Here is a 23,278-nt window from a genome sequence, read left to right as displayed (position 1 = left end):
AATGAATAAATCAGTATTATTTGCTTTAGCAGTATTGATTAGCACACTGTCTTTTGCACAAAAAAAAGAACTTAAAGCAGCTGATAAGGCAATAAAAAATAGTAACTATGCTGAAGCTAATGCAGCATTAAATCAAGCTGAATCAATGATGTCGGCAATGGATGATAAGCAAAAGGCTCAATACAACTTATTACGTGCCAAAGCATTATTTGCTAATGGCACAGGAAATGATAATGATGTTGACAGTGCTATAGAGCATCTTAACAAATCAAATAAGAATGATTCTGATGTTGCTGAATTTCAATCGGTAATAGAAAATTCATTATTAACCAAAGCAAATGATTTGTACCAAGGTAAAAATTATGATTCTGCTGCTAGAAAATTTAGTCAATTATATCAAACGGTTCCTTCAGACACGACATATTTGTATTATGCTGCAGTTAGTGCCGTAACAGGACAGGATTATGAAACAGCTTTAGATTATTATTTAGAGTTAGACAAATTAGGTTACAAAGGACAGCAAACAGAGTATTTCGCAACCAATAAGGAAACCGGTGTAGAGGAAGTAATGGATAAGCAGACTCGTGATCTATATTTAAAATCTGGAGAATATATAAAAGCAGGTGAGCGCTTAACTGAATCTAAATCTGGTGAAATAACCAAAAACATTGCATTGATATATGTACAGTTGGATAAAAAAGACGAAGCTATTGCTGCTATTAAGAAAGCTAGAAAAAATGAACCAGATAATATTAGTTTAATATTAACAGAAGCAGACCTGTATTACAAACTAGGAGATATCGACAGTTATAAAGGTTTAGTTGAAGAAGCAGTGGCCTTAAATCCTAATGATGTAGATTTACTTTATAATTTAGGCGTAATTTCTTCGCAAATTGGAGATAATGAAGCTGCTAAAAATTACTATTCCAAAGTTATAGAGTTAGACCCATCTTATGTTAATGCACAAACCAACATGGCTGCTATGATATTAGAAGGAGAGCAAGCCTTAATTGAGGAAATGAACAGCCTAGGTAGTTCTGCTGCTGATAACAAGCGTTATGATGAATTAAAAGAAGAACGTATGCAGCTTTATAATGATGCAATTCCTTATTTAGAGAATGTTTTAAAAGAAGAGCCTAACAATCTTCAAGCTTCCAAAACGCTGATGAATATCTATAGTGCCATTGGAAATACAAACAATTACAAAGCTATGAAAGCGAAAGTTGAGGAGTTATCAGGAAATTAAATATCAACTAAAATGAACAAAAAAATCCACTAATTAATTAGTGGATTTTTTTGTTACAATATTTTTTTTATCACTCGAAGTTTATGGGTATGAATTCCTCTTTCCATATTATAAATTCCAGAATGGTCCAACCTATCAATGCGTACTTTGCCATGCGCATGAATTATAAAATTATCTTTCATAATTATACCTACATGTACTATATGCCCTTCATTATTATCGAAAAAGGCTAAATCTCCAGGATCACTTTCTTCAATAAAACTTAAAGCTTCACCCTGTGTAGCTTGTTGTGATGCATCACGCAACAATTTATATCCATTCAATTTGTAAACCATTTGTGTAAAACCCGAGCAGTCTATACCAAATGGAGTTTTACCGCCCCAAAGGTACGGTGCATTTAAATATAAGAAAGCAGTCTTAACTATATGATCTTTTGCATATTGTTCTTGAATATAATTACCATCAAAAGTATGTTTAACAATATCTAAACCATTTAAGGCAGAACCTAAAGGAATTGGATAAAGCTGTTCATCTGAATCTTGAACAAATTCTACTAAATCTGTTGATAGTTTAGGCGTTTCCTCTTTTAGGCTATCGTAATCTTCTTTTGATATTTCAAGGTATTGCTTATTATCAATCCATCCTTCGTATTTATCAAAACCTAACCTGATTTTACTCCAAGATTTTCGCTTTTCTAGAACTTTAAAATAGTCGCCATACAGTACTTGCGAAACCAATTCAGATGTATCTGAAGGTTCTAGCCTTAAGGGAACAATGCTTAGATTGCAAATACCGTATTGCATGGATTATTTAGTTTCTTTCAATTACAACAGCAGAAGCGCCACCACCTCCATTACAAATAGCTGCAGCACCAATTTTAGCGTTGTTTTGTTCAAGAACATTTAGTAAAGTAATTAAGATTCTAACACCTGAACAACCTAGCGGATGTCCTAAAGAAACTGCTCCTCCATTGACATTGACGTTTGAGTCATTTAACCCTAGAATTTTCATATTTGCCAAGCCTACAACAGAAAAGGCTTCGTTAAATTCAAAGAAGTCTACATCTTCAATTTTTATACCTGCTTTGTTTAAAGCTTTAGGCAAAGCTTTTGCTGGTGCAGTAGTAAACCACTCTGGTTCATGTGCGGCATCTGCATAACCTGTAATAGTTGCTAAAGCTTTCAAACCAAGTTCATCAGCTTTTTCTTTACTCATTAAAACCATGGCGCCAGCACCATCATTAATTGTAGAAGCATTTGCTGCTGTTACAGTTCCATCTTTTGTAAACGCAGGACGTAAAGCTGGAATTTTTTCCATTTTAACATTAGTAAACTCTTCATCTTTTGAGATTACTAATGGCTCACCACGTCTTTGTGGTACTTCAACAGGTACAATTTCATTATCAAACTTACCAGATTCCCAGGCTTCAGCTGAACGCATATAAGATTGAATGGCAAAAGCATCTTGATCTTCTCTTGAGAAATTATACTCTGTAGCACAAGCATCTGCACAAACACCCATAGCGTTTTGATCGTAAGCATCAACCAATCCATCTTTTTGCATGCCATCTACTAAAGTAGTAGGGCCAAACTTGGTTCCCGTTCTGGCATGTAGATAATGCGGTATTAAACTCATGTTTTCCATACCTCCAGCTACAATTATATCGGCATCTCCAAGGGCAATAGATTGCGCAGCCTGCATAACAGATTTCATTCCAGATGCACAAACTTTATTTATGGTAGTACAAGGTACAGTATTTGGTATTCCAGCATAAATAGCCGCTTGTCTTGCAGGAGCTTGACCCGTTCCAGCTTGTACCACATTACCCATAAGCACCTCTTGTACCATTTCTGGTTTCAAGTTTATTTTGTTTAATGCGCCTTTTATAGCAATGGCTCCTAATTTAGGCGCAGGGATGGTGGATAAGGATCCTAAAAAACTTCCTATTGGAGTTCTAGCTGCAGAAACAATAACGACTTCTTTACTCATTTTATTTGTTTTTAATTTTTGAAGCTGTAAAATTAATCAATTTTTGGTAGAATTTAGAATGATTAGCATTTTATAGCAACTCATTTAAGACTATATTTTTATTACATTTGACAATATAAACGCAATACATGAAAGACCTTATAAATTATTTATACAGAAACCATTCTTTAGGTTATAAATTATTGTTGTTTTTATCTACCACATTTTTAATAGTTTACCTATTTCCAAAAAGCGGAAAGTTTAAGTATGATTTTGAAAAGGGCAAGCCTTGGCAATCTGAAAATTTGTATGCGCCGTTTAATTTCGCCATCAAGAAAACTGATGCTGAAATACAAGAGGAGAGAAAACAGATAGAAGAAAATAGCATATTGTATTTTGATTTAGACGAGCAAATTTTTAATACCATAAAAGATAATTATGATGATGCGTTTAAGAAAGTGTTTCCAGATTCAATTGCTTTATCAAATCGTTTAGAAATATATAACACTGGGAATCAAATTTTAAATACACTTTATGAGTTTGGAGTGTTAGGTGAAGATTATGATTTTCCACCTAATCAAACAATAGCTGTTTTGAACAATAGAATTGAAACAGCACAGACGCAATTTTCTTCATTGATAAATCAAGCTGAAGTTACACAGGTAATTAGGAGGCATTTATCTCGAAATGCGTTGCTTGATTATGAAAAAGAATATACTTCACTTTTCTTTGATATTGTAAATCCCAATTTAAGCTACAACAAAGAATTGACAGACAAAGCTCTGCAGGACGAACTGAATAAGATATCATTTGCGCGCGGTATTGTTGAAAGAGAAACACTAATAATTTCTAAAGGGGAAGTTGTAGAAGGCGATAAGCTTCAAATATTAAAATCGTTAGAGGCAGAGTATGAATCACAGGTTTGGAGTAAATCAAATTATATATGGGTTGTAGTAGCCTACACTGTATTGGTTGCACTGGCCTTACTTATGTTGTTATTATTTCTCCGAAAATACAGACGGGAAGTTTTTGATAACAATACCAAAGTAACCTTTATTTTCTTTAATATTTTATTGATGATTCTTATTACGACATTAGTAGTAGGGTATAATTCTCAATATATATATATAGTTCCCATTTGTATTTTACCACTTGTATTAAAGGCGTTTTTTGATGCACGATTAGGGTTGTTTGCACACGTTATCACTGTTCTGTTACTCGGGTTTATAGTTTCGAATAGTTATGAGTATATGTTTTTACAGATTATAGCTGGTATAGTGACAATTTTAACTGTATCTGAATTATACAAACGAGCAAACTTATTCATTTCAGTAGGACAGATAACTTTAATTTATATTGTAGCCTATTTCGCTTTCTTTGTTATTCATGAAGGTAGTATAGAAACTCTAAAATGGGAAACTTTTGGTTTGTTTGTATTGTGCGGCTTGGCAACGTTATTTGTACAGCCTTTAATTTATGCTTACGAAAAGTTGTTTGGATTGGTTTCAGATGTTTCCTTGTTAGAACTTTCAGATACCAACACAAAGCTACTTAAAGAACTATCAAACAAAGCACCAGGTACGTTTCACCATTCGCTTAATGTAGCCAACTTGGCAGAAGCTGCAGCTAACGAAATAGGCGCAAATGCTATGTTGGTTAGAGTGGGCGCATTATATCATGACATCGGTAAAATGAAAAACCCAACATACTTCACCGAAAACCAATCTACTGGAATAAATCCTCATGATGAATTATCGGCAAAGGAAAGTGCTTCCATAATAATTGACCATGTTATTAATGGTATAGAAATAGCAAGAAAAAATAATCTCCCTGATCGGGTTATAGATTTTATTAGAACACACCATGGAACTAGTGTTGTATATTATTTTTATATGAAAGAAAAGGAACGTTTTGAGGATACCGATTTATCTTCGTTTAAGTATCCAGGACCAAAGCCTTTTAGCAAAGAAACAGCAATACTTATGATGTGCGATAGTGTTGAGGCAGCATCAAAAAGCTTAAAAGAGCCAACATCAAGTAAAATTGATGATTTTGTTGAGTCTATTATTACCAAACAAATGGAAAACGAACAATTTTTAAACGCAAACATTACGTTTAAAGAGATTCAGTCAATCAAAAAAGTATTGAAGCATAAATTGGCCAATATTTACCATTTACGAATCGAATACCCAGAATAAACAAAAAAGCCTCAACTATTATGTTAAGGCTTTAAGTGATCGCGACAGGATTCGAACCTGTGACCGTCTGCTTAGAAGGCAGATGCTCTATCCAGCTGAGCTACGCGACCAAAAGAAGTTTAGTAAATAAATAAAAAGTCGGGGTGGCAGGATTCGAACCTGCGACCTCCGCGTCCCAAACGCGGCGCGATAACCGGGCTACGCTACACCCCGAATAGTTTTATTATACTGTTTGCGGAGAGACCGGGATTCGAACCCGGGCAACACTTACGCGTTGACAGATTAGCAATCTGCTCCATTACCACTCTGGCACCTCTCCAATAAAATTATAAAAGAACGTTCTTTTAATGCGGATGCAAATGTAACTTTATATAGCAAAGAACGCAACTATTTTTTTGTTTTTTTATTCTATTTTAATGAGAATTATATTTGTTTAATTAAAATAAAATGTAAATACTTAATTTTTAGATTGTAATAATTTTGAAGCATTTGGGTAATCTATTTCCTTAAAATCTGAAATAACCTTATTTGCTAAACTATAATTTTGATTTTTTGAATGTAAACTTTTGTAGCCTACACAATATATTCCGGCGGAATGTGCTGCTTTTATACCATTTGTTGAGTCTTCGATAACTATGCAGTTTTCTTTTTTGTATCCTGAAGCTTCGGTAGCGTTTATGAAAATCTCGGGATGTGGTTTAGAGGCTTTCAAATCGGCACCGCTTAATTTTGCTTTAAAAAAAGGGTTTAACTCAAATCTTGAAAATACATTATCAATTGTAAACATCGAAGCCGATGACGCTAAAATTAAAGTTAAATTATTATTGTAGTAATCTTCTATCAAATCGCGAACACCATCAATAAGTTGCAAATCAGGATCGTTAAAAAACAAATGTGTAAACGCTTTTCGTTTTATTTGAACAAGCTCTTCTGGCAATTTATTTAAATTAAAATGATGACACAGATATTTACAGATATTCATTGTAGACTGACCAGTAAACGATTGATATAATTCTTCGGAAACATCAATTTTCACATTTTCAAACATGTTAAAATAGGCTTTATGGTGTAAAGGTTCTGTATCTACAATTACACCATCCATATCAAAAATTACAGCTTTTAGCATAAATCTATTTTTAGTTAAGTTTTTTACATTCAATCACAATTCGTTTTTCATTTAAGTCTGTTGTGAAAAACAAGTATAAATTGCTGCCATCTTTAATCTTATGTTTTGTTCGTAATGACTTAACAGATCCAGGGAAATTACGAATACTAACGTTTGCTTTTAAGTTTTTAAACCGTTTCATAGTTTCTTTATTGTACGGAAAATAAGCTCTAATAGCAAACACTCTACCGGGAAACTTAATTTGGTTTTTAGATGTATATAAATGTGAATGCTGGTGAAGCTTGTTAAGGATTAATTCAGTACTTATCAAATTAAAAGCACCAGATTTTAAAATAGCTGAATTGGGTTCGTACAAATAATTTTGTGGTAATGAATAATTTGGTACTGATTCCTTTTCTTTTGATAAATTAAAATCAAATAACTGATTTTTGGTTTTTGAATAGTTTATAGTTTTTATCGCTACACCTCCTGAATAATCTTTTTGCAAAACCCAAAGGAGCTCCTTAACGTCATTATCAATGGCAACTATATGAATTTCCTTTACATGTTTTAATTCGTTTAGCCCTACAGATAAATCTAATAGAGGCGATGTTTTGATAAGTATGTTAGAACATTTGTTGAATATTTCTTCCAGGTTTTCAGGTACATTGGGCAAACAATCGTTTAGAAAAAAAACCTTGCCTTTGTCATCATGTCGTCTGGAAGGATCAATATAAACCCAGTCGAAAGCTACATCATTTTTTTCTAGGAATTTCAGTCCGTCTCCAGATACAGTTTTAATATTTTCGGCTTGTAATTCCTTAAAATTGTGAGCTACAATTTCAGATAAGGACTTTGATATTTCACAATGAATAACCTGATCTATAACTTTTGAAAAATAAAAAGCATCTACGCCAAAACCTCCCGTTATATCAATTAACCGTTTTCCAGATACTAACTGACTTTTGTATTTAGCAGTAGTTTCAGATGAGGTCTGTTCAATATTGAGCTTATTGGGAAAATATATGTTTTTTGAATTAAACCAAGTAGGTAATTTTTTTTTACACTTCTTTTTAGATTCAATTTGAAGGATTAAATCTTTAAAATCAAAAGGAGGGTTTATTTTTGGGTTTAAAATTAAACTTTGAATGTCAGTGCTTAAATTCGCATTAATGTAGGCCTGATACTCTTTATTTAATAAAGCTTCGTTCAATTTTTAACTTAAAGATTTTTAGTGAGTTTTTGAACAATTTTATTTTCTGATAAAAACTCTTTTAAGATAACTTTTATAGCCGTATAGGTTGGTACTGCTATAACCATGCCTATAATTCCAAATAGAATACCACCAATTATGATGACAAGAAAAATTTCTAATGGGTGCGATTTGACGCTTTTTGAAAAAATTACGGGTTGGCTTATAAAATTGTCGAACAATTGACCAACAACAATAACACTTAAAACTTTTAATGTTGTAGGTAGTATTACTAAACTAAAGCTATTACCTAAATTACTTGTCATCGTTAAGAATATCATAAGCACACCTCCAATAAGTGGGCCTATGTATGGTATTAAATTAATTAATGCACATAGAAAAGCAATTACCACAGCATTGTCAACACCTATAATTAGTAGACCAATAGTATAAATTATAAATAAAACAGTGATTTGTAATATTAGTCCAACAAAATAACGAGATAACAAATCTTTAATTTTATAAAAAGATTTTTTTATCCGTTCTTCTTTGTTATCTGGAAATAGTGTTAAAACACTACTTTCTAATAGCTTACTGTCCTTTAAAAAGAAGAATGATATAAACAACACAGAAAATAAACCTATGCTAAAATTCCCAAGGCCACTTAAAAAAGTATTGAGGAAATTTGGAATTATGCTGTAATCGATTCTGGATAGAATATGGCTTTCTTTTAGAGATTCTTCAACCTCCATAGTTGTTACGCCAAAATGTTTGGTTGCCTCTATGTATAAATTTTTAACGTTAAGCTCTAACTGCTCAATATTTAACAGGGATAAATTTTGACCTTGTTCTGCCACCAAAGGGATAAATAGTCCTATTAGACCTAGCACTAACCCTAAAAGTAGTACCATAGTGATAGCTACAGCAAAAACAGTTTTAAGCTTTAATTTATTGGTTAAAAAAAACACAATTGGTCGCCCTATTAACGAAATAACTGCCGCTAAAACAATATAGACGATTACAGATTGTATTTTATATAAAAAAAAACAAATAATAAATAGTCCAAAGACTACGGCTAAAGCTCTAAGTATTCCGTTGGCAATAATTTTAGAATTCATAAAGTAAATATACGTATTACTCTTTAATGAGATTACTATTTGTATTTAATTGTTTCGTTATTTCATAAAGTGCAATATTTGTTGCTTGCACAACATTCATACTGCTATTTTTTCCAAACATTTCAATGTGGACAATCTTATCAGATAATTTTAGGACATTTTCAGAAACACCAAAGTTTTCATCACCTATTATAAGAGCAATGTGTTGGTTGTTAGGGAATAATAAACCTCCTATGGGAATACTGTTATCTGTGATTTCTAAAGCAATAATTAGATAGCCCTTCTCTTTTAATTTAGTTACTTCTGTAAAAGCTGAATCTTGAACTTGATAATTAACATATTGTTCTGTTGCCCTTGATGTCTTGGTCATTTTGCGCCCCATGGTAATATTGTTGCCGCAAAATATAATTTTTTCTACACCAAATGCATCAGCCATACGAAATAAACTACCAATATTTGGAGCATTAGAAATATTGTCACAAATTATGGTTATTGGAAATTCTCGTTCTTTGAATTTGGAATTGTAGTGGGTTAATTGCAAAACAGAATTTACTTTACACGCGATTTATTAAAAATACTTGTTTTTTTGTTTTGGTCCATCCAAACTGCTATTGGAATAGTACCGCTTAAAATACTTACAAACCCATAATTCCAAAGTAGTAACGTTCCTAAAGCAGCTACAATAAGACTGCCTATTATTATTTTATAATTAGGTTCAGCATGTAAACGATTTATATGTTTGGTTGTTGTTTTGTTACAATTTGAACAGGTGTTTTCAATTTCATTGGTGCCTAATTCCAACAATAAACCATGCCTATCATGCGACTTTGTTTTAAGATAATTTTCCTTTCTGCAATAATTGCAATAGTAGCTTAATTTCATTATCTAATTTTCAAAAGCATATTTAACAATATTCGCACCCATTTTTAAGGCTTTTTCTCTCACATCAGGTGGGTCGTTGTGTACACTTTGGTCTTCCCAGCCATCACCCAAATCACTTTCAACTGTAAACAGTAGGACTAACCTGCCTTCATAAAAAATGCCTAATGCTTGAGGCCGTTTGCCATCGTGCTCATGAATCTTGGGCAGCCCATTAGGAAAATTATAAGCTGTATTGAAAATAGGATGTGTTACAGGAAGTTCAACCAAATCAGTATTTGGGAATACTTTCTTGAGCTCTTCAACAACATAGGGTTTCATACCATAGTTGTCATCTATATGCAAAAAGCCGCCAGAAATAAGATAATTTCTTAAATTATTGACATCATCATCATTAAAAAACACATTACCATGTCCTGTCATGTGCAAAAAGGGGTATTGAAAAATATCGATACTATTAGCCTCTACAGTTTCAGGTTTTGGATTTATTTTAGTGTTAATACTGTTGTTACAATACGTAATAAGGTTAGGAACTGCAGTTGGGTTGCTGTACCAATCGCCTCCTCCTTTATATTTTAGAATAGCAATTTCTTGCGAATAGGTAAGACCATACAGCAAAAAAATTAAAACAATATATAGATATTTCATAGATTATTCATTAACAAAAGCCACACTATGGCAAGCAACAATAGCAGCTGTTTCAGTTCGCAAACGTGTTTCTCCCAAAGTTACAGGAATAAAATTATTTTCTGTTGCAGTTTCAATTTCTTTAACACTAAAATCACCTTCAGGTCCAATTAAAATGGTTATATCTTTTTTTTGTTGAATAAGCTGCTTTAGTGATTGCTTTTTAGTTTCCTCACAGTGTGCAATAAATAATTGACCGGTATGTTTTTGATGGATAAAATCGTTAAAATTAACTGTAGGGTTTAGCTTTGGTATATAGCACTGTAATGATTGCTTTAATGCCGATTGAACTATACGCTCAAAGCGATCATGCTTTATTACTTTACGCTCGCTATGATCACAAATTATTGGTGTGATTTCAGAAACACCAATTTCGGTTGCTTTTTCTAGAAACCACTCATAGCGATCGTTCATTTTAGTTGGGGCAACAGCAAGATGGAGATTATATTTTGGTTTAATTTTAGTATCAACACTTACTACTTGGGCTATACATTGCTTAATATGGTTTTCTAAAATAGATGCAGTAAAGAGAAGGCCTTTTCCGTTGGTAATATGTAGCTCATCATTGATATTCTTTCTTAAGACTTTTGCTATGTGTCTGCTTTCATCTTTATCAAAAATAATTTGATGGGATTCTTTAGTTAAGTTTGGATTATAAAATAACTGCATTAACTTTTTGGCGTTACTATTTTTAATGCTTTAACCTCTCTAATTTCTTTCATATCATATGTTATGAGTATGACGTAATGCCAATTTTTTTCATCAATGTCTAATGTAAAAATATCATTTAATTGATGATTGCCATTAGTAATAGAATATTCAAAATCGGGATAGTAAGTCCCTTTTGTAAACCACCCTAAATCACCACCTTTATTGGCATTGCCATCCATTGAATACTGTAAAGCCAGTTGGCTGAAAGGAATACCCTCTTTATATTTTTTGATAATTCTATTTCGAGTTGTATTAATTTCAGAATCGCTCATTTTTGAACCATCTAAATAAATATAGCTTGCACGATAATGCGGAATAGAATTGCGTTCTACAACTTTGTAGTGTGTATTGTAAGTTCCAGATTCAACAGTTACACGACCTCTACTAAAAAGATCACGAACCATATTGGTTTGATGGTTTTCTTCATTAAACGTTATAATTTCATTGCCCTTTTTAGGGTTCATTTCTAAAAACCGTTCAGCCTGGTTTAAGTTTAAAATGGAATCTAATTCCTGTTCAGTGAAATCTTCTTGAGCAAAAACGTTGAATAAGGGTAGTAAAATAAAGACTAAAAGTTGAAGCTTCTTCATAAGATGTAATTAATAACACTTTAAAAATACAATACTAAAGATATTTTATGCAATTTTATGCCCTAAATTTTTAGTCTTGCCGAAGCAGTTACATCACTTTCAGAAAAAGTGCCTTCTAAATATTTTAAATAGCCAACAATTGCAATCATGGCCGCATTATCTGTAGTGAATTCAAATTTTGGAATGTAGGTAGTCCATCCAAATTTTTGCTCACCCATTTTTAAGGCTTTTCGTATACCAGAATTCGCAGAAACACCACCGCCAATTGCTATGTGCTTAATTCCGGTTTCTTTAACGGCAAGTTTTAATTTATCCATTAAAATGCCAATTATGGTATATTGAATGGACGCACAAATATCATTTAAATTTTCTGCTATAAAATTTGGATTGTTTTTCGTTTCCCTTTGAATGAAATACATAATGGCTGTTTTTAAGCCTGAAAAGCTAAAGTTTAAACCGCCTACTTTAGGTTTGGTAAACGAAAATGCTTTAGGATTTCCCAATTGAGCTCGTTTATCTATTTCAGGTCCTGCAGGGTAACCCAAACCTAAAATCTTACCACTTTTATCATAAGCCTCGCCAACAGCATCATCAATAGTTTCTCCTATTACCTCCATATCAAAATAACCAGAAACTTTAACGATTTGTGTATGACCTCCAGAGATTGTCATAGCCAAAAAAGGAAAGGGTGGTTTATTAAAACCATCTTCTTCAATAAAATGTGCCAAGATATGACCTTGCATGTGATTGACCTCGATTAGCGGGATATCTAGACCAAAGGCTAACGATTTGGCAAAAGAAGTTCCGACTAAAAGAGAACCCATTAATCCAGGCCCTCTGGTAAATGCTATAGCATGAAGTTGGTCTTTAGATATCCCAGCCTTTTTTAAGGCTTCATGTACTACTGGAACAATATTTTGTTGATGCGCTCTAGATGCCAATTCAGGAACCACACCACCATATTCTTCATGTATTTTTTGATTGGCTACAACATTGCTTAAAACCTTTCCGTTGTTAATTATTGAAGCCGCGGTATCATCGCATGACGATTCAATTCCTAAGATGTAAATATTTTCTGAAGCCATTACTGAAAATTGGGCATAATTATTGTTAATTTTGGTTTCAAAGTTATAACTTTAATACGTATCAAAAAATTTTTAAAAATACTACGAAGAATTGTAGCAACAGTCTTGATGCTGTTCATTATTTTAGTTTTGATACTATCATTACCATTCGTGCAATCTGGTATTGGAAACTACGTTACAAAACGCCTTAACGAAGATTTTAAAACCAACATAAACATTGAAAAAATTGGGTTGCAATTTAATGGCGATGTAGAACTTAAAGGTGTTCATATAAAAGATTATAAAAAGAACACGCTAATACAAGCAACAGAAATAAACACGTCAATCTTAAATTTCAGGAATTTATATCAAGGCAATCTGGTTTTTGGAGATATTGATTTATATGGGCTAGTCTTTAATATTGTTACTTACAAAGGTGAAACAGATACTAATTTAGATGTTTTTGTTGCACGTTTTGACGAAGATCAACCAAAACAAGATCCTAGTGATTTTTTATTATCGTCTAGCGATGTTACCATTTCAGATGGGACTTTTAGGCTTATTGACTACAATAAGGAAAAACCTTTAATTCTGGAGTTTACAGAATTGTTTACCAATACAACCAATTTGTTGATTAATGGACCCAATGTAAGCACAAGGGTTAATACGTTGGCTTTTCAGGATAGCCGTGGTTTACAAATGAAAAATTTAGTTACAGATTTTTCATATACACGAGAACAGATATTTTTAGATAATCTTAAAATTAATACAGCCCAATCTAAACTAGAGGGTTCGGTTAAGTTTAATTATAAGCGTGAAGACTTACAATACTTTACAGATAAAGTTCAGGTAGAAGCCAATTTTACTGATGCCTATATAGCGCTTAATGAATTAAATACATTCTATGATGAGTTTGGTGTTAATCAACACGCGGAGCTTTCAGCAAGCATTACAGGAACATTAAACGATATGCATGTTAATGACTTAAAACTCAACACGAGTTCCAATAGTAAAATTTATGGTGATATAAATTTTGTAAACCTATTCAATGCAGAAGACGATAATTTTTACATGAACGGTCAGTTTCAAAATTTATCTTCAAATTATAGAGATTTAAAGGCTTTATTGCCTAATGTTCTAGGTGAATCTATACCAAGTGCCTTTGATAAACTAGGTGAATTTACCATAGTTGGTAATTCAGAAATTACAACTACCAATATAAAGGCCAATATAGATATTAATACCGAATTAGGTTTTATTAATTCTAATTTAGAGTTAGATAAAATTAATGAAATCGATAATGCGTCTTATGTTGGTAATATTGTTTTTGTCGATTTCAATTTGGGGGAGTTTATGGATAATCCAAAATGGGGTTTGACATCTTTAGATTTAGATGTAGATGGTAAAGGATTTTCGGTAAAAAGTTTGGATACAAAATTGTTAGGCGATGTGCATAAAATAACATATAGAGGTTATGAGTATAATGATTTGACGTTATCAGGTAATTTAGGAGACAATGTTTACGATGGCAAGTTAGTATCAAATGATGAAAACTTTAAGTTTAGTTTTGATGGTTTGGCAGATTTCTCGAATGAAGTTAATGAAGTAGATTTTATAGCTGATATAGAATACGCCAATTTAAAAGCTATGAAGTTTGTTAAAAATGATAGCTTGGCAACATTTAGAGGTATTGTAACCACAAAAATGAAAGGAAAAACTATTAACGATGCTATAGGTTTTATCAATTTTGAAAACACCTTGTACAAAAATGAATATGATGATTACTATTTTGAGGATTTTCAAATAACATCGTCGTTTAGAGATGAGGTCAGGCATGTTCATGTAAATTCACCAGATATAATTACTGGTAAATTAAGCGGAGTTTTTCTTTTTGAAGACATAGAAAAATTGTTCGAGAATGCACTAGGTAATATATATACCAATTACATTCCGCATAAGGTAGCAGAGAACGAATATATAGACTTTAACTTTACTATACATAACAAAATTGTTGAAATATTTGTACCCGATATTCAATTGGGGAAGAATACTTATATACGTGGTAGGGTAGAGTCTGATGAAAAGGAGTTTAAGCTTACCTTTAAATCGCCTAAAATAAAGCTGTTCGATTATTTTGCAGACCAAATTACATTGCAACTGGATAATAATAATCCGTTATATAATACTTACGTAGAAGTAGATAGCTTAAATACTAATTTCTACAACTTATCAGAATTAAAACTAATTAATGTTACATTAAACGATACCTTGTTTATGCGTTCTGAATTTCGTGGAGGAAAGAACAATAATGATAATTTCGATTTAAGTTTATACCACACAATTAATGACGATAATAAAAGTGTTGTAGGTTTTAAACGATCTGATGCCACATTTAAGGGGAATAAATGGGTTATTAACGAAAGACGTGATTTTAATAACAAAATAGTATTTGACAAGGGATTAAAAAATATGAAAATTGATTCATTTAGGATGAATCATCATAATGAGGAAATCAAGCTTTCAGGTGTTTTGCGAGACTCTACTTATAAAGATATTAACTTGAGTTTTAAGGATGTTGATTTGGCGAAAATCACCCCTTCAATAGACAGTTTAGATTTAGCTGGGAATGTTAACGGTAAACTTGTAATTACGCAACGTAAAGGACAATACTTACCCGATTCAGAGATAACCATAGACGATTTAAAAGTTAACCATCTTGCATTGGGCTCATTTGAAGCTAATATTATTGGCGATGAATCCTTAACAAATTATCAGGTAAATGCTAAAATAAAAGATGATGTTTCTGAATCCTTCAGTGCAGTTGGTAATATTAATGTGGCTTCAAATACATCGTCAATTGATGTAGACTTGAGTTTTAATAAGTTTAGTATAGAGCCCCTAAACCCATTTCTTGCTGATGTTCTTTCTAATATACGCGGTTATGTTGATGGTGTGGCAAAAGTTCAAGGTAGTTTGAGGAAACCTGAAATCAATGGAGATTTGGTTCTAAACAACGCAGGATTGATGATACCTTATCTAAATGTAGATTTTGATTTTGATCCACGTTCTTCAGTTACGTTAAAAAACCAAAGTTTTATATTTAACAACATACAAATTACAGATACAGCATTCAATACTAAAGGTCAGTTAGACGGATCTATTAACCATGTTAATTTTTCTGATTGGAGTTTAGACTTAAGCCTTTCTACAAATAGGTTGTTAGTCCTTAATACTGAAGAAGAAACCGAAGATGCTCCTTATTATGGAACAGGTTTTATTGGCGGTGTGGCAACAATTAGTGGGCCAGCGGATGAGCTGGTTATTAATGTGGTTGGTGAAACCCAAAAAGGAACCAATTTTGTTATTCCATTAACTGATGCCGAAACTTTTGGTGATAATTCATTTATTCATTTTTTAACTCCAGAAGAAAAAAGAGCAAAGCTTGCAGGAACTGAAGTAGAAACCAAAAAGGTATCTGGGCTTGAGCTTGATTTTGAATTGGATATTACTCGAGATGCCAATATAAAAATTGTTATAGATAAGGTTTCAGGTAGTACCATTGAAGGTAATGGTGTTGGAAACTTGCTTATAGATATAAACACTAATGGTAAATTTAATATTTACGGTGACTTTTCAGTATTCGAAGGTGTTTATAATTTCTTGTATGGTGGTATTGTTCAAAAGGAATTTACTGTTCAACCTGGTGGTACTTTGGCATGGGAAGGCGACCCGTTTAATGCGCAGTTAGAAATACGAGCCATTTATAAAACCCAAGCAAACCCTTCACCTTTATTAGATAATCCAATAAACAGAAGCATTCCTGTTTTGGTAGAAACCAGTTTAAGTGGGCCATTAGAAAAACCCGAAATTGATTTTAATTTTGAGTTTCCGTCTGTTAATTCTACTATACGATCGGAATTAGCATATAGACTAGACTCTAAAGAAGATAGAGATAACCAAGCTTTATATTTGTTGGCCACAGGAGCTTTTTCGAGCCAATTGAATAATATTAGTTTTACGGGTACAATTACTGAACGTCTAAATGGTATTATTAATGGATTATTTGCATCTAGTGATAATAAGGTAAATATTGGTCTAAATTTTGAAGCAGGTGAAAATACACCAGAATACAATACTGATGATAGATTAGGTGTTACCCTCCAAACTAATATTAGCGATCGTATATTAATTAACGGGAAAGTAGGCGTACCTGTTGGTGGTGTTAGTGAAACTGTAATAGCAGGTGATGTTCAAATAGACTTTTTGTTGAACGAAGAAGGCACTTTAACGGCTAAAGTTTTTAATAGAGAAAACAGTATTCGAAATTTTGGAGAGGAAATAGGGTACACCCAAGGAGTTGGTATTGCTTGGAATGTAGATTTTGATAGGTTTGGAGAATTAATAGATATTATATTTAAAGGCAAAAAAAGAAAGCAGGAAGCACCAGAAGAAGAAGAAGAAGAAACAGATAATTCCGATAATTTGTATCCTGAATATGTAGGCTTCAAAAAGAAAAAAGAAGATTGATTTTTATGCTTTTTTGAGCTATTCCTTTCCTTTTTTCAATTTATTTATTAACGAAAACGTTTGAGTTTTTGTTCAACTCATAAAATATCCTAAATACCTTGTTTTATATTGTTTTTCTTTAGTAGCTTTACTTTGCTAAAGTAAATTAATATGGCAAAAATTATAAAAAAAATAGGTGTTTTAACTTCGGGTGGAGATGCTCCTGGAATGAATGCAGCTATTCGTTCTGTGGTTCGAACCTGTGCTTTTCATAATATAGAGTGTATAGGCGTTTATCGTGGTTATGAAGGGCTAATTGAAGGTGATTTTAAAATTTTGTCCGCACGAAGTGTAAATAATATTATACATACAGGAGGCACCATTTTAAAATCAGCACGATCTGAAGCGTTTAAAACCAAAGAAGGTAGACAAGAAGCGTATTTACAGTTAAAAAGTGTAGGTATTGATGCATTGGTAGTAATTGGAGGTGATGGAACGTTTACAGGAGGAATGTTTTTTAATGAAGAGTTTAATTTTCCTGTAATAGGAATTCCTGGAACTATTGATAATGACATTTTTGGCACAAATTTTACTTTAGGTTACGATACAGCATTAAATACAGTAGTTGATGCAATAGATAAAATTAGAGATACAGCGAGCTCACACAAAAGATTGTTTTTTGTTGAGGTAATGGGGCGTGATGTAGGTCATATTGCTTTGAATGCTGGAGTTGGAGCAGGTGCTGAAGAAATATTAATCCCTGAAGAAGATCTAGGCCTCGATAGGTTATTGGAATCCTTACGTAGAAGTAAGCAATCTGGAAAATCATCAAGCATTGTAGTTGTTGCCGAAGGTGATAAAATTGGAAAAAATGTATTTGAATTAAAGGACTATGTTGAAGAAAACATGTCGGAATACGAAGTTCGTGTTTCAGTTTTAGGTCATATGCAACGTGGTGGCTCACCTTCCTGTTTTGATCGTGTTTTGGCATCCAGAATGGGTGTAAAGGCTGTTGAAGCGTTATTGGATGGTAAAACCAATTATATGGTTGGTATTTTAGACAACAAAATGGAATTAACGCCTTTAGATCAAGCCGTAAAAGGAAAAACAGAAATAAATAAAGAATTATTACGAGTGTCAGATATCATGACAACTTAAATCAATAAATTAAATTAACGAAGAATATATGTCAAATTTAAAATTAGGAATAAACGGATTCGGTAGAATAGGAAGATTGGTTTTTAGAGAATCTGTTAAACGATCAGATGTTGAGGTTGTTGGAATTAATGATTTGTTAGATGTAGAGCATTTGGCTTACATGTTAAAATACGATTCTGTTCATGGTCGTTTTGATGGCACAGTAGAGGTAAATGATGGACACCTTATTGTTAATGGAAAACATATAAGGATTACAGCCGAAAGGGATCCTAAAAATCTTAAATGGGATGCAATTAATACAGATGTGGTAGCCGATTGTACTGGTATTTTTAAAACATTGGAAACAGCTCAATATCATATAGATGCTGGAGCTAAAAAAGTTGTGATTTCTGCTCCAAGTAATGACGCACCCATGTTTGTTATGGGTGTTAACCATACCGAAGTAAAACCAAGCGACACTATTGTGTCAAATGCTTCGTGTACTACCAATTGTTTGGCACCTATTGCTAAAGTGATGGATGATAATTTTGGTATTGAAGAAGCTTTAATGACTACAGTTCATGCTACTACGGCAACACAATTAACAGTCGATGGACCTTCGAGAAAAGATTATAGAGGAGGTAGAAGTGCTCTTATAAACATTATTCCAGCTTCAACAGGAGCAGCAAAAGCTGTAGGTAAGGTAATCCCGCATTTAAATGGCAAGTTAACCGGAATGGCTTTCCGAGTGCCTACTGCTGATGTTTCAGTTGTAGATTTAACTGTTCGAACAAAAAACGAAACATCATTGGAAGAAATTAAAAAAGCGTTTAAAGCAGCTTCAGAAACGTCAATGAAAGGAGTGCTTGGTTATACAGAAGAGTTGGTTGTATCTCAAGATTTTGTAGGTAGTACTTATGCTTCAATTTTTGATGCTGATGCTGCAATCGAACTAAACTCAAGATTTTTTAAAGTGGTATCTTGGTATGATAATGAGTATGGTTACTCCAGTAAATTAGTAGACCTAGCTGTACACATTAATACGTTATAATGATTTAAAAATTAAATATAAATCCGTAGTTTCCCATTTTAATTAAACTACGGATTTTTTTATTAGTATATATGATTTTAATTGTTGATAGTGGTTCTACAAAGTGTGATTGGATTTCAGTAGACGAAAATGGAAACCAGCTTTTGGATAAGATAAGAACAGATGGTCTTAACCCGGCTATATTAGATGAAGGTAAGTTGTTCGAAATTATTAATAGCCATAAAGATCTTAATATGCACAAAGAGGACGTCAAAAAGGTTTACTTTTATGGAGCCGGTTGTGGTACCGAGAAACCGCGATTAATGCTGAAAGGTGTTTTAGAATCAATTTTCATAAATGCCGAATGTGAAGTCCAAGAGGACACCTTTGCTGCTGTTAGAGCTACGCTAAACCACCCAGAGGAGGCAGCAGTTGTTTGTATTCTTGGCACAGGGTCAAATTGTAGTTATTTTGATGGTCAAAATTTACACCAGCGTGTGTTTTCATTGGGATATACGTTAATGGATGATGCTTCTGGAAACTATTACGGTAAACAATTAATTCGGGATTACTATTTTAATCATATGCCAGAAAGCATACATGTAGCATTTGCCCATAAATATAATTTAGAGGCAGACTTTATAAAACAAAACCTATACAAAAAACCAAACCCCAATGCCTATCTGGCTTCTTTTGCAGAGTTTATGTTTTTAAATAAGGATTCAAAATATATTAGAGAGCTTATTAAAAAGGGGTTACGTTTATTTACCCAAAACATGATACTTCAGTTTAAATCTGAAATTAAGTCTGTTCCCGTTCACTTTGCAGGGTCTATTGCTTATTTTTCGCGTGAAGAAATTGAGGAGGTTTCACGAGAATTTAATTTTACTGTTGGTAATATTGTTCGTCGCCCTATAGAAGGTTTAGTAAATTATCACACAAATTCTTAATAATGGAGATAGCTATAATAGCGCATGATGGAAAAAAAGCCGAAATGGTTCAGTTTTTAAATGAGCATAAAGAAATTTTATTACAAAAGAAGATAACGTTGGTTTCAACGGGAACTACTGGTAAAAAAGTAAAAAAGGCTGGCTTTGAAGTATTACGATTATTATCCGGGCCACTTGGAGGTGACGCCCAAATTGCAGCTAGGGTGGCAGAGGGACAGTGTAATATGGTATTATTTTTTAGAGATCCACTAGAAAAACACCCTCACGAACCTGATGTTTTAATGCTTATGCGTTTATGTGATGTACACGATGTGCCTTTAGCTACGAATCCTGCCACAGCCGAATTACTTATGAAAGCACTTTAGTTTTCATTATTCCTTGTAAATTTTATTTTCTTGCTCTTCTACGCGTATAAAGGTAGTTCGTTTTGTTAACTCTTTCAAACGTTGTGCTCCTACATACGTGCAAGTACTTCTTAATCCACCTAGAATGTCCTGTATTGTATTTTCAACAGGGCCTTTATAAGGCACTTCAACTGTTTTCCCTTCACTTGCTCTATATTCAGCAACACCTCCAACATACTTTTCCATGGCAGTTTCAGAGCTCATACCATAAAACTTTTTGAAGGTTTTTCCGTTACGTTCAATTAATTCTCCATCACTTTCCTCATGGCCAGAAAACATACCGCCAAGCATCACAAAATCTGCTCCAGCTCCAAATGCTTTTGCAACATCACCAGGAGTTGTACAGCCGCCGTCGCTTATAATTTGCCCTCCCAAACCATGAGCTGCATCTGCACATTCAATAATTGCCGATAATTGCGGATAACCAACCCCTGTTTTTACACGCGTAGTGCATACGCTGCCAGGACCAATACCAACTTTTATAATGTCGGCTCCAGCTAGAAGCAATTCTTCAACCATTTCACCAGTTACTACATTTCCTGCAATGATTACCTTATTCGGGTATTGCTCACGTGTTTTCTTTACAAAGGCCACAAAATGTTCAGAATAACCGTTGGCAACATCTATACAAATGAAGTTGAGTTGTGGACAAGCCAAAAAGACCTCACGTAATTTTTTTGCATCTTGTGAACTAGTTCCTGTACTAACGGCTATAAAATTAGCTATATCATTTGGTGAAGTGTTAAAAAAGTCTTTCCATTCTTCAACAGCATAATGTTTATGGATGGTCGTGAATAAATTATGGCGGTATAGTGCTTGAGCCATTTTAAAAGTACCTACCGTATCCATATTTGCAGCCATTATTGGTATGCCTTTCCATTTAAACGTGCTATGCATAAAATTAAAATCGCGTTCCAAATTCACTTGAGATCGACTTTTTAAAGTTGATCGTTTTGGGCGAATCATAACATTCTTAAAACCTAATTTTATATCGTATTCTATGCGCATAGCTTTTTGTTTAGTCTTCGATACTCAAATATACGTTTTTCATAGGTTTATTTTATGATAAGATTATAATACTACAGCTTATTTACTAACAGAGAAGGGCATACAATTTTTCATTACATTTGTTTTAAATACTTGTTTTCAATATGATTAGTTATAAGTGTTTAGCTTCTAAATCCTATAGTTTATTAGTAATATTTACTTTTTTATTTAGTTGTCTTACAAGATTAAATGCTCAAGACATAGAACCACGTCGATGGACGCCTTTACCATTAGGGGTTCACGTAGTTGGAGGTGGTTATGTTCATACATTTGGCGATTTGATTTTTGACCCTGTACTTCAGGCCGAAGATGTAACCATAACAGTACATGCTGCTGCATTGTCTTATGTACAGCCCTTAAAAGTTGGAAATAAATTAGGACGAATTGATGTGTTATTGCCTTATGCAGATGCAAAATGGAATGGATTATTACGTGGTGTTCCAACCACGGTTACACGAACAGGTTTTAGTGATCCAAGGGTACGTTTTTCTATTAATTTGATTGGACCACAAGCATTAGACACAAAAGGTATGCTTAATTATTATAAAGAGAATCCTAAAAGTACTATGTTGGGCGCATCGGTTTCGGTTACATTTCCTTTAGGTCAATATGCAGAAGACAGATTGTTGAATTTAGGTCAGAATAGATTTGTAATTAGGCCGCAAATTGGATTTGTTCATAATTGGGGTTTATGGTCTTACGAGCTTACGGCTTCTGTTTTTTTCTACACTGTAAATTCAGACTTCTTTAATAATCAAGAAAGAAGACAAGATCCTACATTTGCAATTCAAACCCATTTGATTAAGCGTTTTAAAAACAGAATGTGGGCTTCGGTTAGTGCAGGATATGGACTAGGAGGTCAGTCCATTGTTAATAGTCAACCCAATAATGATGAACGAGGCGATTTTTTATCATCTTTAGCTTTGGGAGTGCCCATAACAAAAAAACAAAGTATTAAGGTTTTTTATTTGCATTCAGAATCTGTTAAATCAATTGGTTCTGATACAAATTCTATAGGCTTTGGCTATTCAGTATTGTTTTAAATTCAATTATTTTACAGCTATCATGCTGATTTCAACATTAACAAATTTTGGCAAGTTTGCTACTTCTACGGTTTCTCGTGCTGGTGCAGTTTCTTCATTAAAATATGCTGCATAAACTTCATTGATTTGCGAAAAGTTATGCATATCACTTATAAAAATAGACGTTTTTATAACATGGTCAAACGTCATGTTGGCAGCCTCTAAAACGGCTTTCATATTTTCCATAACTTGTTTGGTTTCAGATTTAATGTCATCTATTACCAACTCGCCAGTTTCAGGGTTTATAGCTATTTGTCCAGATGTGTACAAGGTATTGCCACTTAAAACAGCTTGATTGTATGGCCCTATTGGTGCTGGAGCTTTCGGTGTTTGTATAATTTTTTTCATAAACCATCTGTTTTTA

General features: G+C 33.2%; 21 protein-coding genes and 3 tRNA genes. 8 read left to right on the top strand and 16 right to left on the bottom strand.

What is annotated here, in order from left to right; translation table 11 throughout:
* Nucleotide 1: 1 nt before the first annotated feature.
* The gene (locus tag MTX13_RS13280) at nt 2-1,246 is read left to right on the top strand and encodes a tetratricopeptide repeat protein (protein WP_250436579.1); all 1,245 of its coding nucleotides are present in this window, start codon (nt 2-4) and stop codon (nt 1,244-1,246) included.
* 53 nt (nt 1,247-1,299) lie between these two features.
* On the opposite strand, the gene MTX13_RS13275 is transcribed toward MTX13_RS13280, so the two are convergent.
* Both MTX13_RS13275 and MTX13_RS13270 read right to left on the bottom strand, forming a co-directional pair.
* Complete coding sequence (locus MTX13_RS13275) at nt 1,300-2,049, bottom strand: C40 family peptidase (protein WP_250436577.1); 750 nt, start codon at nt 2,047-2,049, stop codon at nt 1,300-1,302.
* A gap of 7 nt (nt 2,050-2,056) precedes the next feature.
* Entirely contained in the window at nt 2,057-3,235 is a 1,179-nt protein-coding gene (locus MTX13_RS13270) for an acetyl-CoA C-acyltransferase (protein ID WP_250436567.1), read from the bottom strand.
* Nucleotides 3,236-3,363: 128 nt separating this feature from the next.
* Between MTX13_RS13270 and MTX13_RS13265 the strand changes: the two genes are divergently transcribed.
* Nucleotides 3,364-5,412: an HD family phosphohydrolase gene (locus tag MTX13_RS13265; protein WP_250436558.1), complete on the top strand. Its 2,049-nt coding sequence runs from the start codon at nt 3,364-3,366 to the stop codon at nt 5,410-5,412.
* Between the two features lie 36 nt (nt 5,413-5,448).
* Here the strand turns inward: MTX13_RS13265 and MTX13_RS13260 are convergent.
* From MTX13_RS13260 to tsaD, 12 genes are all read right to left on the bottom strand, one after another.
* Nucleotides 5,449-5,522 (bottom strand) — tRNA-Arg (locus tag MTX13_RS13260).
* Nucleotides 5,523-5,550: 28 nt separating this feature from the next.
* Nucleotides 5,551-5,625: transfer RNA gene (locus tag MTX13_RS13255), tRNA-Pro, on the bottom strand.
* Nucleotides 5,626-5,647: 22 nt separating this feature from the next.
* Nucleotides 5,648-5,731, bottom strand: a tRNA-Ser gene (locus MTX13_RS13250).
* Between the two features lie 138 nt (nt 5,732-5,869).
* Nucleotides 5,870-6,538, bottom strand: a complete 669-nt coding sequence (locus MTX13_RS13245; protein ID WP_250436556.1) for an HAD family hydrolase — start codon at nt 6,536-6,538, stop codon at nt 5,870-5,872.
* Between the two features lie 10 nt (nt 6,539-6,548).
* Nucleotides 6,549-7,730, bottom strand: coding sequence for a class I SAM-dependent methyltransferase (locus MTX13_RS13240; protein ID WP_250436554.1), 1,182 nt, complete (start codon nt 7,728-7,730; stop codon nt 6,549-6,551).
* Nucleotides 7,731-7,738: 8 nt separating this feature from the next.
* Complete coding sequence (locus MTX13_RS13235; RefSeq protein WP_250436552.1) at nt 7,739-8,827, bottom strand: AI-2E family transporter; 1,089 nt, start codon at nt 8,825-8,827, stop codon at nt 7,739-7,741.
* Between the two features lie 16 nt (nt 8,828-8,843).
* Nucleotides 8,844-9,368, bottom strand: coding sequence for a TrmH family RNA methyltransferase (locus MTX13_RS13230; RefSeq protein ID WP_250436550.1), 525 nt, complete (start codon nt 9,366-9,368; stop codon nt 8,844-8,846).
* An 8-nt stretch (nt 9,369-9,376) separates the two neighbouring features.
* Nucleotides 9,377-9,709 carry a hypothetical protein gene (locus tag MTX13_RS13225; protein ID WP_250436540.1) on the bottom strand — a complete coding sequence of 111 codons (333 nt, stop codon included), beginning with the start codon at nt 9,707-9,709 and terminating at the stop codon, nt 9,377-9,379.
* Between the two features lie 3 nt (nt 9,710-9,712).
* Entirely contained in the window at nt 9,713-10,354 is a 642-nt protein-coding gene (locus MTX13_RS13220) for a DUF4159 domain-containing protein (RefSeq protein ID WP_250436538.1), read from the bottom strand.
* Between the two features lie 3 nt (nt 10,355-10,357).
* Nucleotides 10,358-11,062, bottom strand: coding sequence for a 16S rRNA (uracil(1498)-N(3))-methyltransferase (locus tag MTX13_RS13215; protein WP_250436535.1), 705 nt, complete (start codon nt 11,060-11,062; stop codon nt 10,358-10,360).
* Nucleotides 11,062-11,694, bottom strand: a complete 633-nt coding sequence (locus MTX13_RS13210; protein WP_250436519.1) for a peptidylprolyl isomerase — start codon at nt 11,692-11,694, stop codon at nt 11,062-11,064. The genes MTX13_RS13215 and MTX13_RS13210 overlap by 1 nt, the downstream gene beginning before the upstream one ends.
* Nucleotides 11,695-11,756: 62 nt before the next feature.
* Nucleotides 11,757-12,779: a tRNA (adenosine(37)-N6)-threonylcarbamoyltransferase complex transferase subunit TsaD gene (tsaD, locus tag MTX13_RS13205; RefSeq protein ID WP_250436517.1), complete on the bottom strand. Its 1,023-nt coding sequence runs from the start codon at nt 12,777-12,779 to the stop codon at nt 11,757-11,759.
* A 108-nt stretch (nt 12,780-12,887) separates the two neighbouring features.
* Between tsaD and MTX13_RS13200 the strand changes: the two genes are divergently transcribed.
* From MTX13_RS13200 to MTX13_RS13180, 5 genes are all read left to right on the top strand, one after another.
* Nucleotides 12,888-17,285 (top strand): translocation/assembly module TamB domain-containing protein, encoded by a 4,398-nt coding sequence (locus MTX13_RS13200; protein ID WP_250436515.1) that lies wholly within the window; start codon nt 12,888-12,890, stop codon nt 17,283-17,285.
* Between the two features lie 150 nt (nt 17,286-17,435).
* Nucleotides 17,436-18,422 (top strand): 6-phosphofructokinase, encoded by a 987-nt coding sequence (gene pfkA / locus MTX13_RS13195; protein WP_250436513.1) that lies wholly within the window; start codon nt 17,436-17,438, stop codon nt 18,420-18,422.
* Nucleotides 18,423-18,450: 28 nt separating this feature from the next.
* Complete coding sequence (gene gap, locus MTX13_RS13190) at nt 18,451-19,452, top strand: type I glyceraldehyde-3-phosphate dehydrogenase (RefSeq protein WP_250436511.1); 1,002 nt, start codon at nt 18,451-18,453, stop codon at nt 19,450-19,452.
* 71 nt (nt 19,453-19,523) lie between these two features.
* On the top strand, nt 19,524-20,381 hold the full coding sequence (locus MTX13_RS13185) for an N-acetylglucosamine kinase (protein ID WP_250436488.1): 858 nt from the start codon (nt 19,524-19,526) through the stop codon (nt 20,379-20,381).
* 2 nt (nt 20,382-20,383) lie between these two features.
* On the top strand, nt 20,384-20,746 hold the full coding sequence (locus MTX13_RS13180; protein ID WP_250436486.1) for a methylglyoxal synthase: 363 nt from the start codon (nt 20,384-20,386) through the stop codon (nt 20,744-20,746).
* A gap of 6 nt (nt 20,747-20,752) precedes the next feature.
* Here MTX13_RS13180 and MTX13_RS13175 read toward each other — a convergent pair whose 3' ends face one another.
* The gene (locus MTX13_RS13175; RefSeq protein ID WP_250436476.1) at nt 20,753-21,793 is read right to left on the bottom strand and encodes a GMP reductase; all 1,041 of its coding nucleotides are present in this window, start codon (nt 21,791-21,793) and stop codon (nt 20,753-20,755) included.
* 143 nt (nt 21,794-21,936) lie between these two features.
* On the opposite strand from MTX13_RS13175, the gene MTX13_RS13170 reads away from it, so the two are divergent.
* Entirely contained in the window at nt 21,937-22,875 is a 939-nt protein-coding gene (locus MTX13_RS13170) for a transporter (protein ID WP_250436467.1), read from the top strand.
* 6 nt (nt 22,876-22,881) lie between these two features.
* Here the strand turns inward: MTX13_RS13170 and MTX13_RS13165 are convergent, their stop codons facing one another.
* Complete coding sequence (locus MTX13_RS13165; protein WP_250436460.1) at nt 22,882-23,262, bottom strand: RidA family protein; 381 nt, start codon at nt 23,260-23,262, stop codon at nt 22,882-22,884.
* Nucleotides 23,263-23,278: the final 16 nt, after the last annotated feature.

This window comes from Hanstruepera flava (assembly GCF_023634025.1).
In the GTDB taxonomy this organism is placed as follows: domain Bacteria; phylum Bacteroidota; class Bacteroidia; order Flavobacteriales; family Flavobacteriaceae; genus Hanstruepera; species Hanstruepera flava.
Note: the sequence above shows the minus strand (reverse complement) of the source record. Positions and strands in the feature narration are given on the sequence as shown.